This is a genomic window from Lonsdalea populi, assembly GCF_015999465.1.
GTDB classification, from domain to species: domain Bacteria; phylum Pseudomonadota; class Gammaproteobacteria; order Enterobacterales; family Enterobacteriaceae; genus Lonsdalea; species Lonsdalea populi.
Genome location: NZ_CP065534.1, coordinates 3,519,619 through 3,532,223, shown reverse-complemented (window position 1 = coordinate 3,532,223; position 12,605 = coordinate 3,519,619). Strand labels below are relative to the sequence as shown.

Sequence of the window (12,605 nt, the reverse complement as noted above, 5' to 3'; positions counted from 1 at the left end):
ACGGAGCGGGCCGTTCCGGGCCTTGCGCCGGAGGCGGAGGAAAAATCAGTGCTGCTTCAGTTTATCCTTATGTTTGTTTAACTGTCGCGCCAGTTTGTCGATGAGAAGATCGATGGCGGCATACATATCGTCCGCTTCTGATGTGGCATGCAGCTCACCGCCGTTGACGTGGATCGTGGCTTCAGCGATTTGCTGGATCTTCTCCACTTTCAGCACCACGTACACCTGATTGATGCGATCGAAATACTGCTCCAGCTTCGCGAATTTGGTGGTTAAAAAATCGCGCAGGGCATCGGTAATTTCAACATGGTGTCCGGTAATGTTGAGCTGCATGGCGTCTTCCTTCTCAGTTAAGGTCAAACCAGCTGTTTACGCTGGTTGGACGGTGGGATGGATAAAGACTCGCGATATTTGGCAACGGTGCGCCGGGCCACGATGATTCCCTGATCGGAAAGCAGGGTGGTCAGCTTGCTGTCGCTCAGCGGTTTGGCGGGATTTTCCGCAGCGATTAATTTTTTGACTAATGCCCGGATGGCGGTGGACGACGCCTCTCCGCCGCTGTCGGTATTGACGTGGCTGGAGAAAAAATATTTCAGTTCGAAGATGCCGCGCGGGCTGTGCAGGAACTTCTGCGTCGTGACGCGGGAAATGGTGGATTCGTGCATTTCCACCGCCTGGGCGATATCCGCCAGCACCATGGGCTTCATGTATTCTTCGCCGTGGTCGAAGAAGGCCTGCTGCTGTTCAACGATGCAGCGTGTCACCTTCAGCAGCGTGTCGTTGCGGCTCTCCAGACTTTTGATGAGCCAGCGGGCTTCCTGCAGGTGGCTGCGGATGAACTGACCGTCGCTGTCGCTGCGCGTGCTGTTGCCCAGCGCGGCATACTGCTGGTTGATTTGCAGCCGCGGTACGCTGTCGGTATTGAGTTCGACGGACCAGCGATCCTGAACTTTACGCACCAGGACGTCGGGAATCACGTATTCCGACTCGCCGGTGTTGATGGACTGTCCCGGACGCGGGTCGAGGGACTGAATCAGCGCCAGAGCTTCTTTCAGCACGTCTTCTTTCAGACGGCTGGCGCGAATGAGCGTGCGGAAGTCGTGGTTCGCCAGCAGGTCCAGATAGTCGCTGACGATCAGCTTGGCTTCTTCCCAGCGCGGCGTTTTATTGTCGAACTGCGACAGCTGAACCAGCAGACACTCGCGCAGATCGCGCGAAGCGACGCCCACGGGATCGAAGCGTTGGACCCGTTTCAGGACCGCTTCCACTTCTTCCATCGTCAGCTCTTCGTTACCGACGCCGTCGCGGATTTCTTCTAGAGAGACGGTGAGGTAACCGGTGGGATCGACGGCGTCGACGATGGAGGTCGCGATGGCGGCATCGGTGTCGGAGAACGGCGTCAGCTCAACCTGCCACATCAGATAATCTTGCAGCGTCTGAGTGGTTTCGCCCTGATAGACCGGCAGCTCATCATCGCGGTAGTCGGTACTGGTGCCGGAGGGCGTGCCCGCCGTGTAGATTTCATCCCAGGCGGCGTCCAGCGGCAGCTCATCGGGCATCTCTTTCTGCTCCAGTGCTTCCCGGGTATCCAGCGCTTCACTGCTGCTGCTTTCTTGCGTCTCGACCTCCTCGTGGGGGTCGGTTTGTTCCAGCAAGGGGTTGCTTTCCAGCGCCTGTTGAATTTCTTGCTGGAGTTCAAGCGTGGACAGCTGTAACAGACGGATTGCCTGCTGTAGCTGTGGCGTCATTGCCAGTTGCTGGCTAAGCCTGAGTTGCAAACCTTGCTTCATAAATAGCGCTAACTTCCCGTGGATAATACGAATAAAAGTATGACGTCAGAGTCGGAAGCCTTCGCCCAGATAGACGCGTTTGACCTGTTCGTCGGCCAATATGTCCGCCGGTGAACCGTGAGCGATAAGATGGCCCTGGCTGACGATATAGGCACGTTCACAGACGTCCAGCGTTTCGCGGACGTTATGGTCGGTGATGAGGACACCCAGACCGCTGTCGCGAAGGTGTTCAATAATTTTCTTGATATCTATCACCGAAATTGGGTCCACCCCGGCGAAAGGTTCATCCAGAAGAATGAACTTGGGATTGGCTGCTAGCGCTCGGGCGATTTCAACCCGACGACGCTCCCCACCGGAGAGGGATTGTCCCAGACTATCGCGTAAATGAGCAATATGAAACTCTTCCATCAGCTCATTGGCGCGGTCCGCCTGCTGTTCCTGCGTCAGATCCTTACGGATTTGCAGCACGGCCATCAGGTTATCGTAGACGCTCAACCGCCGGAAAATCGAGGCTTCCTGAGGAAGGTAGCCGATGCCGCGGCGCGCGCGGTCATGCAGCGGCAGCAGACTGATATCGTCGCCGTCGATAATGATACGGCCTTCATCGCGCTGGACGATGCCGACGACCATGTAGAACGTCGTGGTCTTGCCTGCGCCGTTCGGACCCAGCAGGCCGACGATTTCTCCGGAGTTGACCTTCAGGCTGACGTTTTCCACGACCTTGCGGCCTTTGTATGCCTTAGCCAGATTTTCTGCGATTAATGTAGCCATGAGTTATTGCGTCGCTCGCTGTTGCGGTTTGGGGGACTTGGCCGGTGCCGTGCTTTGGCCGTTCTTATCCTGCAACTGGGACGGAACCAGAACCGTTGTCACACGCTTGCCTTTATCGCTGAATGCTTGCATCTGCTGCTGTTTGACCAGATAGGTGATGCGATCTCCTTTGACGTTGCTGTCCAGCTGTTCCAGATAGGCGTTGCCCGTCAGAATCACGTTGTCCTTATCCAGCTCGTAGCGCATTTTCTGCGAGTGGCCTTTGACGGGCTTTCCGTTGTCCTGCATTTGGTAGAACGTCGCCGGATTCCCGAAGCCTTCGATCACTTCGCGACCTTGCTGGCCCTGCGGACGGGTGACGACGACTTTGTCCGCCTGAACCTTGATCGATCCCTGCGTGACGATGACATTGCCGGTAAACGTGACGATGTTGCCCTGCATATCCAAAGACTGCTGGTCGGAGTCGATGTGAATCGGCTGATCGGTATCGCCGGTCAGCGCCAATGCCGGCATGCTGGCGGAAAACAGCGAGCTGGCGATCAGCGCGTGGCGCAGTGCTTTATTGATTTTTTGGAATTTCATAGTAGGTTTTTACCTTTTCGATCAACTCTGCTGTCTTGTTGCGCAGATTTCCACGCATTTTCAAACCATTGGAAGTAAAGCTGGCACCGTAAAGCGTGACTTCATCATCGGATGAGACATCCTGGGTGATCAGGTTCACCTGAGCATTATCTGTTTTGACCCGCTCCAACTGGGAATCTGTCGTCAGGCTGTTCATCTCGACATGGCCGTACAGATACAGCATGCGATCCTTAGTCAGTTTGGCCCGATCCGAGCGGACTGACCAGGTGGCGACGCCTAATTCGTTGTACATGGTAGCTACCGGCTGAGTGAACCAGGTCAATTGGTCATTTTCGTAATATTCGGCTTTTTCAGTCACCAGCTTGTAGGTCAGCTTTCCCGTTGGGTCATACACTACGGTGAGGTTTTGCTGAGTGGTATAGGTCGGCGCATTGCTTTCCGACATCGCGGGCGTCGCGTCATCGTTGGTCGCGGTCAGATTCAAGCCGAGCAGCACCAGCGCGATCAGTACCAGCAGGGCGGTCAGCCAGCGCTTTGTTTTATTCATATCGACAACCCTTTAGCGAACTCCAGCTTGTCCTGCGCCTGCAAAATCAGGTCGCAAATCTCGCGTACTGCGCCGCGCCCGCCAGCGGTGAGCGTCACATAATCCGAGCGGGGCAACAGCAGCGGATGGGCATCCGCCACGGCGACGCTCAGTCCCACTTCCGCCATGACCGGCCAGTCAATCAAATCGTCGCCGATATAGGCGACCTGATGGGCCTCAAGCGCCAGTTTATCCAACAGTTCGCGGAAGGCCAAAAGCTTATCAGACTGTCCCTGATAAAGGTGAGAAATCCCCAGGGTCCTGCAGCGGTCTTCCAGAAGCTTGGCTGAACGGCCGGTAATAATGGCGACATCGATGTCGGATGTCAGCAGGCAGCGGATACCGTAGCCGTCACGGACGTTGAACGTCTTCAGCTCTTCGCCCTGATTGCCCATGTAGATCAGACCGTCGGACAGCACGCCGTCCACATCGCAGATGAGCAGACGGATATTTCGGGCCTTGCTCATCACCGCGTCGGCGACGGGGCCGTAGCAGGTCTCGGTGTTCGGCGGGGTTTTCCTCATGTCGCGCTTGTCCTTAGTTTGCAGCCGGGTTGAAGTCATTGGGTCAATGCTAGGTGACGCTGTGGCTGGATTAAACCACACCTGCCCGCAGCATGTCGTGCATATGCACGACGCCGACCAGGCGATTGTCTTTGGCGACCATCAGCGCCGTCACATGACGCGACTGCATCAGGTTCAGCGCATCCACGGCCAGCATTTGCGACGTGACGCGGATACCTCCGCCCGTCATGACGTCGACGATGCGCGCGCTGTTCAGGTCGATATTCATATCGAAAATCCGGCGCAGGTCGCCATCGGTAAAAATCCCTTCGATGGTGCCGTCGGGGGCGCAGATGGCGGTCATTCCCAGGTTCTTGCGGGTGATCTCCAACAACGCGTCGCGCAGTGAGGCATCGCGGGGCACGCTGGGGATTTCATCGCCGGTGTGCATGATATCGTTCACCCGCAGTAACAGTTTGCGACCCAGCGCTCCGCCCGGATGGGACAGGGCGAAATCTTCCGCGGTAAATCCCCGTGCCTGCAGTAGCGCCACCGCAATGGCGTCGCCCATTACCAGCGTAGCAGTTGTGCTGGAAGTGGGCGCCAGACCCAGCGGGCAGGCTTCCTGAGAAACATGAATGCAGAGATGGTGGTCGGCGGTTTTTCCCATGGTGCTTTCCGGATTGCCGGTCATGCAGATCAGCGGGACGTGCAGGCGTTTAAGCACGGGGATCAACGCCAGAATCTCATGGGATTCGCCGGAGTTGGAAATGGCGATGACGATATCCTGCGCGGTAATCATCCCCAGATCGCCGTGACTGGCCTCGCCGGGATGCACGAAGAAGGACGGCGTGCCGGTACTGGCGAAGGTCGCGGCGATCTTGCGGCCGATATGACCGGATTTCCCCATGCCCATCACAACGACTTTGCCCGAGCAGCGGAAAATCATCTCGCAGACGCGGGTGAAGTTGTCGTCAATATACTGATCCAATTGAGCCAGCGTTTCGCGCTCAATGGATAAAACCTGTTTCCCTGCGCGCTGGAAATCGAAATGGGAGGGTAGCTCAAAGTGTGACATTCAAAACGTCCTGCGTTGCCGATAAGTCCCGGCTATGAAAAAAAGAACAGCATGGCGAGGTAAGCGATAAACGCGCACAGCAATAGCGCGCCCGCGCCCTGACCGATGCACCGTTTCTGGCGTAGGCACAGTGCCGCCAGTAGTACGCTGGCTCCCAGCATCACCCAGTAGTCGCGGCTGAACGCTAACGGGTTCAACGCGCCGGGGGAAAGCAGCGCCGGTACGCCCAGCACAATGCCGATGTTGAAAATATTGGAACCGATCAGGTTGCCCAGCGCGATGTCGTCCTCTTTCTTGAGCGTGCCGACGATCGCGGTGGCGAGTTCGGGCAGGCTGGTGCCGATAGCCAGCACCGTCAGACCGATGGTCAATTCGCTAATATTGAAGCTGCGGGCGATCACCGTGGCGTTGTCCACGACGATGCGCGTCGCCATGGGCAGAATAATGACGCCCAGCACCAGCCACAGTAAGGCGACGGTCGAGTTATCGTCTCGCGGCAGCTCGTCCATCTGCTCGCGCGTCAGGCTATCCACGCCTGCTTGCTGGGCGGTACGGGCCATGCGCAGTATCAGCGTGACGGAGGCCGTGGCGGCCAGCAGGAGTATCACGCCATCCAGTCGGCTAAGGACATGGTCATGCAGCAAGACGCCGCACAGCGCCGTGACGATCAACATCAGCGGCAGCTCCCGACGCACCAGAACCGAATGGAAGGTCAGTGGGCGAATTAATGTCGCGCTGCCGAGGATCAGCAGAATATTGGCGATGTTGGAGCCGAGCACGTTGCCTACCGCCATATCTATCTGATGATTCAGCGCTGCGGTGACCGAAACCATCAGTTCCGGCAACGACGTACCGAGTCCGACAATGGTAATGCCGATCACCATCGGTGGAACGGCGAAGGAGCGGGCCAACACGGCAGCACCGTAAACCAGGCGGTCGGCACCATAAACCAGCAGAATCAAACCAACAATCAAGAGTACTGTCGCAAAAAACATGAAGCGTCCTTTATTCAGGTATAATCACCGGTTTATTGGCGCACAAACCAGTATTTTTTGGACGAATAGTGAACAAGAAAGTCATTTTTCATCTTTGGCGCTAATTTTGACTGTGTAGTGTGAAAAAGTAAAACCAATGGCAACTTTGGTTACGAATTAGTGATGGCCGTTTGTCACAGTGAATGCCTGATGCGTCATCCGGCGTAGAAGGGCGGTTCAACAGACGGTCTTAATACTGATGACTGCGCCGCTCGCGCAGTCGGAAAGGAAACACATGATGAATCCCGAAGTCTCTAACCTGGTTGAAGTTCGCGGGCTCAGTTTTCGCCGGGGAAATCGGCAGATTTTCACCGATATTTCCCTGAACGTCCCTAAACGCAAAGTGACGGCCATCATGGGGCCGTCCGGCATCGGCAAAACCACGCTGCTGCGCCTGATTGGCGGCCAACTGCCGCCGGATCAGGGCGAAGTCTGGTTCGACGGCGAAAATATTCCTGCGCTTTCTCGTTCCGGGCTGTACGAAGCCCGCAAAAAAATGAGCATGCTGTTTCAATCCGGCGCGCTGTTTACCGATCTCAACGTGTTCGACAACGTCGCCTGGCCGCTGCGGGAACACAGCCAGCTTCCGCCGGAATTGCTGCACACTATCGTGATGATGAAGCTCGAAGCGGTGGGGCTGCGCGGGGCCGCCTCTATGATGCCGTCCGAATTATCCGGCGGCATGGCGCGGCGGGCGGCGCTGGCGCGGGCCATCGCGCTCGATCCGCAGTTGATTATGTTTGACGAACCATTTGTGGGGCAGGACCCGATTACGATGGGCGTGCTGGTCAAACTGATTGATGAACTGAATCACGCGCTCGGTGTCACTTGTATTGTAGTCTCGCACGATGTGCCCGAAGTGTTGAGCATCGCGGACTATGCCTACATCATTGCCGATCAGCGCGTGATTGCCGAAGGCACGCCGAATGATCTGCAGCAGAACGCCGACCCGCGTGTCCGCCAGTTCCTGGACGGTATTGCCGACGGGCCGGTGCCTTTCCGCTATCCTGCGGGAGATTACACGTGCGAGCTGTTGGAAGCGGGGAGTTAATTTGTTCATGCTATTTCAGGCATTAGCGTCTTTCGGACGCGTCGGCATTAACGTATGCACGTCGTTCGGACGCGCGGGACTCATGCTGTTCAATGCGCTGGTGGGGAAACCGGAGCTCGCCAGACAATGGCCGCTGCTGCGCCGCCAACTGTACGGCGTGGGCGTACAATCCTTATTGATTATCATGGTCTCCGGTCTCTTTATCGGTATGGTGCTGGGCCTGCAAGGGTATCTGGTTTTGACGACCTACAGCGCGGAAGCCAGCCTCGGCATGATCGTCGCGCTGTCGCTGCTGCGTGAACTGGGGCCGGTAGTGACCGCCCTGTTGTTCGCCGGTCGCGCCGGATCGGCGCTGACCGCGGAAATCGGGCTGATGAAGGCGACAGAGCAACTGTCCAGCATGGAAATGATGGCGGTAGACCCGCTGCGCCGCGTCGTCGCGCCACGATTCTGGGCCGGGGTGATCACGATGCCGCTGCTAACGGTGATTTTCGTCGCCGTGGGGATTTGGGGCGGCTCGCTGGTCGGCGTGGACTGGAAGGGCATCGACAGCGGTTTTTTCTGGTCGGCCTTGCAGGGCGCCGTCGAATGGCGGCTGGATATCGTGAACTGCCTGCTCAAAAGCCTGGTCTTTGCGATTACCGTAACCTGGATCGCTTTGTTTAACGGTTATGACGCGATCCCGACGTCAGAGGGGATTAGCCGTGCAACGACGCGTACCGTCGTGCATTCATCGCTGGCGGTTTTGGGATTGGATTTTTTGCTGACGGCACTGATGTTTGGGAACTAAGTGATGCAAACGAAGAAACATGAAATCTGGGTCGGCGTGTTTATGTTGATTACGCTGGGCGCCATTATCTTTATCTGTCTGAAAGTGGCTGATTTGAGCGCGCTGGGGCGCCAGCAGACGTACCGTTTGTCGGCGACGTTCGATAATATCGGCGGCCTGAAAGCGCGTTCGCCGGTGAAAATCGGCGGCGTCGTGATTGGCCGGGTGGACAGTATCGATCTGGATCAGAATACGTATTTGCCGCGGGTGACGATGGAGATCGATAAGCGTTACGACCGCATTCCGGATACCAGTTCGCTGGCAATCCGCACGTCAGGCCTGCTGGGCGAACAGTATTTGGCGCTGAATATGGGTTTCGAAGACCCCGAGATGGGAACGTCGATTTTGAAGGACGGCGGCACGATCCAAGACACCAAATCGGCGATGGTGCTGGAAGACCTGATCGGCCAGTTCCTGTATAAGAGCGGCAGCAACAACGACCATGCTGAACAGAACGGCATCGCGCCCGCCACCGCTCCGGAATCCCAGACTAACTCCGTGACTCCACATTCCTAAGAGGAAACCTGCATGTTGAAATATTTACTCATGGCGGCGTCGCTGCTGGTGATGGCTCCCGCAGCGCTGGCGGCCGACCAGACTAACCCTTACAGCCTGATGGCCGATGCCGCGCAGAAGACCTTTGACCGCCTGAAGAATGAACAGCCGAGTATCCGTCAGAATCCTAATTATCTGCGCAGCATCGTGCGTGAAGAGCTGTTGCCCTATGTGCAGGTGAAATACGCGGGCGCGCTGGTGCTGGGGCAATATTACAAGGGCGCGACGCCAGCCCAGCGGGAAGCTTACTTCAAGGCGTTCTCCGCCTATCTGGAACAGGCTTACGGTCAGGCGCTGGCGCTGTATCACGGTCAGACTTACCAGATCGCGCCGCCGCAGCCGCTGGGCGATGCCAACATCGTGCCTATTCGCGTGACCATTATTGATAGCGGCGGCCGTCCGCCGGTGCGGCTCGACTTCCAGTGGCGCAAGAACAGCCAGACCGGCAACTGGCAGGCGTTTGACATGATCGCCGAAGGGGTGAGCATGATCACGACCAAGCAGAACGAATGGGCGTCGATTCTGCGTCAGCAGGGCGTTGACGGGCTGACCCGCCAGCTGCAAATGTCGGCGCAGCAGCCGATTACGCTGGACCAGAAAAATGGCTGAGCCGCTGAGCTGGCAATCGCAGGAAGGCACGCTGGCGCTGAGAGGCGATCTGGACCGTGAAACGCTGCTGCCGCTGTGGCAACAGCGTGAGACACTGCTGGCGGCGTCCGTTGAATTGGACGTCAGCGAATTGCAGCGCGTGGATTCCGCCGGTCTGGCCCTGCTGGTGCATTTTTACCACGGGCAAACGCAAAAGGGCCGCAAACTGCGGATTACCGGCGTGGGCGATCGGCTGAGAACGCTGATCGATCTGTATAACCTGAACGACGTCATTCCGGTGCAATTAACCCGCTAATGCGCGGCCTTTATGGGCCTTCTTCCCCCGTTGTCTTTTGCGCCACGGGGGATTTCTTTTGTTTAAGACAGCGGCGGATTCCTCTAAGATACCCGCTGTCTATCATCCCCCCCCCCCCAGACGTAGAATCGAGAGCGATGGAAAATAAAGAAATCGAATCCGTGCTGCTGAACGCATTGGCACTTCAGGAAGTTCATGCATCCGGCGATGGAAGCCATTTTCAGGTGATTGTTGTCGGTGATTTATTCGCCGGCATGAGCCGCGTTAAACAGCAGCAGACGGTCTATGCGCCGCTGATGGAATATATTGCGGACAACCGTATTCACGCCCTGTCAATCAAGGCTTATACCCCCGAAGAGTGGCAGCGCGATCGCAAGCTCAGCGGCTTTTAAATAGCGCTGCGCCATTGAACTGAATTATTGAGAAATCGTCACTATGGATAAATTTCGTGTGCAGGGGCCGACCCGGCTCTCTGGTGAGGTCACTATCTCCGGGGCTAAAAATGCGGCTTTGCCTATCCTGTTTGCCGCCCTGTTGGCTGAAGAACCGGTAGAAATACAGAATGTCCCGAAACTGCGGGACATCGACACCACGATGAAGCTGCTAAGCCAACTCGGTGCTCGTGTGGAACGCAACGGTTCCGTCCATGTCGATGCTAGCGGAATCAACGTCTTTTGCGCGCCTTACGAGCTGGTGAAAACGATGCGTGCGTCCATCTGGGCGTTAGGGCCGCTGGTGGCCCGCTTCGGTCAGGGACAGGTTTCCCTGCCGGGCGGATGCGCCATTGGCGCGCGTCCGGTCGACCTGCATATCAACGGTCTGGAACAGCTGGGCGCGAAGATTACCCTGGAAGAAGGGTACGTAAAGGCCCACGTTGACGGGCGTTTGCAGGGTGCGCATATCGTCATGGATAAGGTCAGCGTAGGGGCGACGGTGACGATCATGAGCGCAGCGACGCTGGCGGAAGGTCAGACGATTATCGAAAACGCGGCCCGTGAGCCGGAAATTGTCGATACGGCCAACTTTTTGAATACGTTGGGCGCCAAAATCAGCGGCGCGGGCAGTGACCGCATCGTCATCGACGGCGTCGCTCGCCTGGGCGGCGGCGTTTATCGCGTGCTACCTGACCGAATCGAAACCGGCACCTTCCTGGTCGCCGGGGCGATTTCCGGCGGTAAGGTTGTGTGCCACAGCACGCGTCCGGACACGCTGGATGCGGTACTGGCCAAGCTGCGCGAAGCCGGCGCTGATATCGAAATCGGCGAAGATTGGATCAGTCTCGACATGCATGGCCAGCGTCCGAAAGCCGTGACGCTCCGCACCGCACCGCACCCGGGGTTCCCGACCGATATGCAGGCGCAGTTCAGCCTGCTGAATCTGGTAGCGGAAGGCACGGGCGTGATCACGGAAACCATCTTCGAAAACCGCTTCATGCATATTCCTGAGCTGATCCGTATGGGCGCGCAGGCGGAAATCGAGAGCAATACCGTTATCTGCCACGGTGTGGAAAAGCTGTCAGGCGCGCAGGTCATGGCCACCGATCTGCGGGCGTCGGCCAGTCTGGTGCTGGCGGGCTGCATTGCGGAAGGCGCAACGCTGGTCGATCGCATTTATCACATCGATCGCGGCTATGAGCGTATCGAAGATAAACTGCGTGGTCTTGGCGCGAATATCGAGCGTATCGCTGGCGAAGAGTAAGCCCCTCCTGTCATAAAAACGGGACGGTAGCCGTGAGGCTGCCGTCCCGTTTCTTGTTCTGTGACCAGCACAGATTGAGGATACGCATTAGTTGGCCGGGAATTCCTGAATGGTCACGTCTAGCGTCAGCTCTTTGTTGTCGCGGAAAATCACGACCGGTATCACAGTGCCGGGACGCAGCTCCGCTACCTGATCCATCGTTTCTATAACTGACCGCGCCGGTTTATTGTTCACCTTCAACAGCAGATCGTCTTCTTTGATCCCCGCTTTATCCGCCGGTCCATCCTGTTCGACCTTGCTGACGATGATGCCCTGTAGGCGATCCAGCCCGGCATTCTTGTTGCCCACCCGTTCAATCTGGGCGCCATTGATACCGATATAACCACGGATGACCCGACCGTCGCGAATGAGCTTACCCATCACTTTCGTCGCTAGTGCCACGGGAATGGCAAAGCCGATGCCTTCCGGGGTTCCGCCGTCGTTGCTCTTATCGAAAGACAGGGTATTGATGCCGACTAGCTCCCCCAGCGTATTGACCAGCGCACCGCCGGAGTTGCCCCGGTTAATGGATGCGTCGGTTTGGAGGAAATTTTGCCGGCCTGATGAGCTGAGCCCGACTCGCCCGGTGGCGCTGATGATGCCCTGCGTGATGGTCTGTCCCAAGTTGTAGGGGTTGCCAATGGCCATTACGACGTCGCCGACGTGCGCGGTGCGGTGATCGTTGATAGCGATCGCCGGCAGGCCGGTGGCTTCGATTTTTAGCACCGCCAGGTCGGTCAACGAATCCGAGCCGACCAGCAGCGCCTCATATAGGCGGCCGTCCTGTAGGGTGACGACGATTTGTTCGGCGTCGGTGATGACATGTTTGTTGGTAAGAATATAGCCTTTGTTGTTCATGATAACGCCCGAGCCCAGCGTGCGAACGTTGAGTTCGTCTTTGCCGCCGGCCCGATTATAGACGTTGACGACCGCGGGCGCGGCGCGGCGAACACCTTGGTAATAGCTGACGGGGGCTTGATCCTGCGTCGACGCCTCCTCTTTCAGCAGCATATTGCTGGAGCGTAGTGCAGGAAGGGCCAATAACAGGATCGCGGCCACGACGACACCAATCAATGCTGAGCGTATTAGTTTGGTTAGCATGAGCGTTTCGGGCTTGAAAAAAGAGTAAATCGCAGAATAACAAAGATGGTAGGACGCCGCACGGCGCGGCGTCCAGTTTTTAGC

16 protein-coding genes are annotated in these 12,605 nt (G+C 57.2%); 7 read left to right on the top strand and 9 right to left on the bottom strand.

Going from position 1 to position 12,605, the window contains the following annotated elements; genetic code table 11:
• Positions 1 to 45 precede the first annotated feature (45 nt).
• The 8 genes from hpf to I6N93_RS15595 form a co-directional block, all read right to left on the bottom strand.
• Positions 46 to 333: a ribosome hibernation promoting factor gene (gene hpf / locus I6N93_RS15630; RefSeq protein ID WP_085685830.1), complete on the bottom strand. Its 288-nt coding sequence runs from the start codon at positions 331 to 333 to the stop codon at positions 46 to 48.
• Positions 334 to 356: 23 nt separating this feature from the next.
• Entirely contained in the window at positions 357 to 1,790 is a 1,434-nt protein-coding gene (gene rpoN / locus I6N93_RS15625; protein ID WP_085685828.1) for an RNA polymerase factor sigma-54, read from the bottom strand.
• A gap of 45 nt (positions 1,791 to 1,835) precedes the next feature.
• The gene (gene lptB / locus I6N93_RS15620) at positions 1,836 to 2,561 is read right to left on the bottom strand and encodes an LPS export ABC transporter ATP-binding protein (RefSeq protein ID WP_085685826.1); all 726 of its coding nucleotides are present in this window, start codon (positions 2,559 to 2,561) and stop codon (positions 1,836 to 1,838) included.
• Positions 2,562 to 2,564: 3 nt separating this feature from the next.
• Positions 2,565 to 3,143 carry a lipopolysaccharide ABC transporter substrate-binding protein LptA gene (lptA, locus tag I6N93_RS15615; protein ID WP_085685824.1) on the bottom strand — a complete coding sequence of 193 codons (579 nt, stop codon included), beginning with the start codon at positions 3,141 to 3,143 and terminating at the stop codon, positions 2,565 to 2,567.
• Positions 3,121 to 3,690 carry an LPS export ABC transporter periplasmic protein LptC gene (lptC, locus tag I6N93_RS15610; RefSeq protein WP_085685822.1) on the bottom strand — a complete coding sequence of 190 codons (570 nt, stop codon included), beginning with the start codon at positions 3,688 to 3,690 and terminating at the stop codon, positions 3,121 to 3,123. The genes lptA and lptC overlap by 23 nt, the downstream gene beginning before the upstream one ends.
• Positions 3,687 to 4,253: a 3-deoxy-manno-octulosonate-8-phosphatase KdsC gene (gene kdsC, locus I6N93_RS15605; protein WP_085685820.1), complete on the bottom strand. Its 567-nt coding sequence runs from the start codon at positions 4,251 to 4,253 to the stop codon at positions 3,687 to 3,689. Before kdsC ends, lptC begins: the two co-directional genes overlap by 4 nt.
• A 70-nt stretch (positions 4,254 to 4,323) precedes the next feature.
• Positions 4,324 to 5,310 (bottom strand): arabinose-5-phosphate isomerase KdsD, encoded by a 987-nt coding sequence (kdsD, locus tag I6N93_RS15600; RefSeq protein WP_085685818.1) that lies wholly within the window; start codon positions 5,308 to 5,310, stop codon positions 4,324 to 4,326.
• Positions 5,311 to 5,342: 32 nt separating this feature from the next.
• Positions 5,343 to 6,305, bottom strand: a complete 963-nt coding sequence (locus I6N93_RS15595) for a calcium/sodium antiporter (RefSeq protein WP_085685816.1) — start codon at positions 6,303 to 6,305, stop codon at positions 5,343 to 5,345.
• 277 nt (positions 6,306 to 6,582) lie between these two features.
• Between I6N93_RS15595 and mlaF the strand changes: the two genes are divergently transcribed.
• The 7 genes from mlaF (at position 6,583) to murA (ending at position 11,381) form a co-directional block, all read left to right on the top strand.
• A complete protein-coding gene (gene mlaF, locus I6N93_RS15590; RefSeq protein ID WP_085685814.1) occupies positions 6,583 to 7,395 on the top strand; it encodes a phospholipid ABC transporter ATP-binding protein MlaF in 813 nt (270 codons plus the stop codon).
• Between the two features lie 7 nt (positions 7,396 to 7,402).
• Entirely contained in the window at positions 7,403 to 8,185 is a 783-nt protein-coding gene (gene mlaE / locus I6N93_RS15585) for a lipid asymmetry maintenance ABC transporter permease subunit MlaE (RefSeq protein ID WP_085685922.1), read from the top strand.
• Positions 8,186 to 8,188: 3 nt separating this feature from the next.
• Positions 8,189 to 8,740 (top strand): outer membrane lipid asymmetry maintenance protein MlaD, encoded by a 552-nt coding sequence (gene mlaD / locus I6N93_RS15580; protein WP_085685811.1) that lies wholly within the window; start codon positions 8,189 to 8,191, stop codon positions 8,738 to 8,740.
• Between the two features lie 12 nt (positions 8,741 to 8,752).
• Positions 8,753 to 9,388, top strand: coding sequence for a phospholipid-binding protein MlaC (mlaC, locus tag I6N93_RS15575; protein WP_085685809.1), 636 nt, complete (start codon positions 8,753 to 8,755; stop codon positions 9,386 to 9,388).
• The gene (gene mlaB, locus I6N93_RS15570; RefSeq protein ID WP_085685806.1) at positions 9,381 to 9,683 is read left to right on the top strand and encodes a lipid asymmetry maintenance protein MlaB; all 303 of its coding nucleotides are present in this window, start codon (positions 9,381 to 9,383) and stop codon (positions 9,681 to 9,683) included. Before mlaC ends, mlaB begins: the two co-directional genes overlap by 8 nt.
• A 137-nt stretch (positions 9,684 to 9,820) precedes the next feature.
• Positions 9,821 to 10,075, top strand: coding sequence for a BolA family iron metabolism protein IbaG (gene ibaG, locus I6N93_RS15565; RefSeq protein WP_085685804.1), 255 nt, complete (start codon positions 9,821 to 9,823; stop codon positions 10,073 to 10,075).
• A gap of 43 nt (positions 10,076 to 10,118) precedes the next feature.
• Positions 10,119 to 11,381, top strand: coding sequence for a UDP-N-acetylglucosamine 1-carboxyvinyltransferase (murA, locus tag I6N93_RS15560; RefSeq protein ID WP_085685802.1), 1,263 nt, complete (start codon positions 10,119 to 10,121; stop codon positions 11,379 to 11,381).
• An 87-nt stretch (positions 11,382 to 11,468) separates the two neighbouring features.
• Here murA and degS read toward each other — a convergent pair whose 3' ends face one another.
• Positions 11,469 to 12,521, bottom strand: coding sequence for an outer membrane-stress sensor serine endopeptidase DegS (degS, locus tag I6N93_RS15555; protein ID WP_085685800.1), 1,053 nt, complete (start codon positions 12,519 to 12,521; stop codon positions 11,469 to 11,471).
• Positions 12,522 to 12,605: the final 84 nt, after the last annotated feature.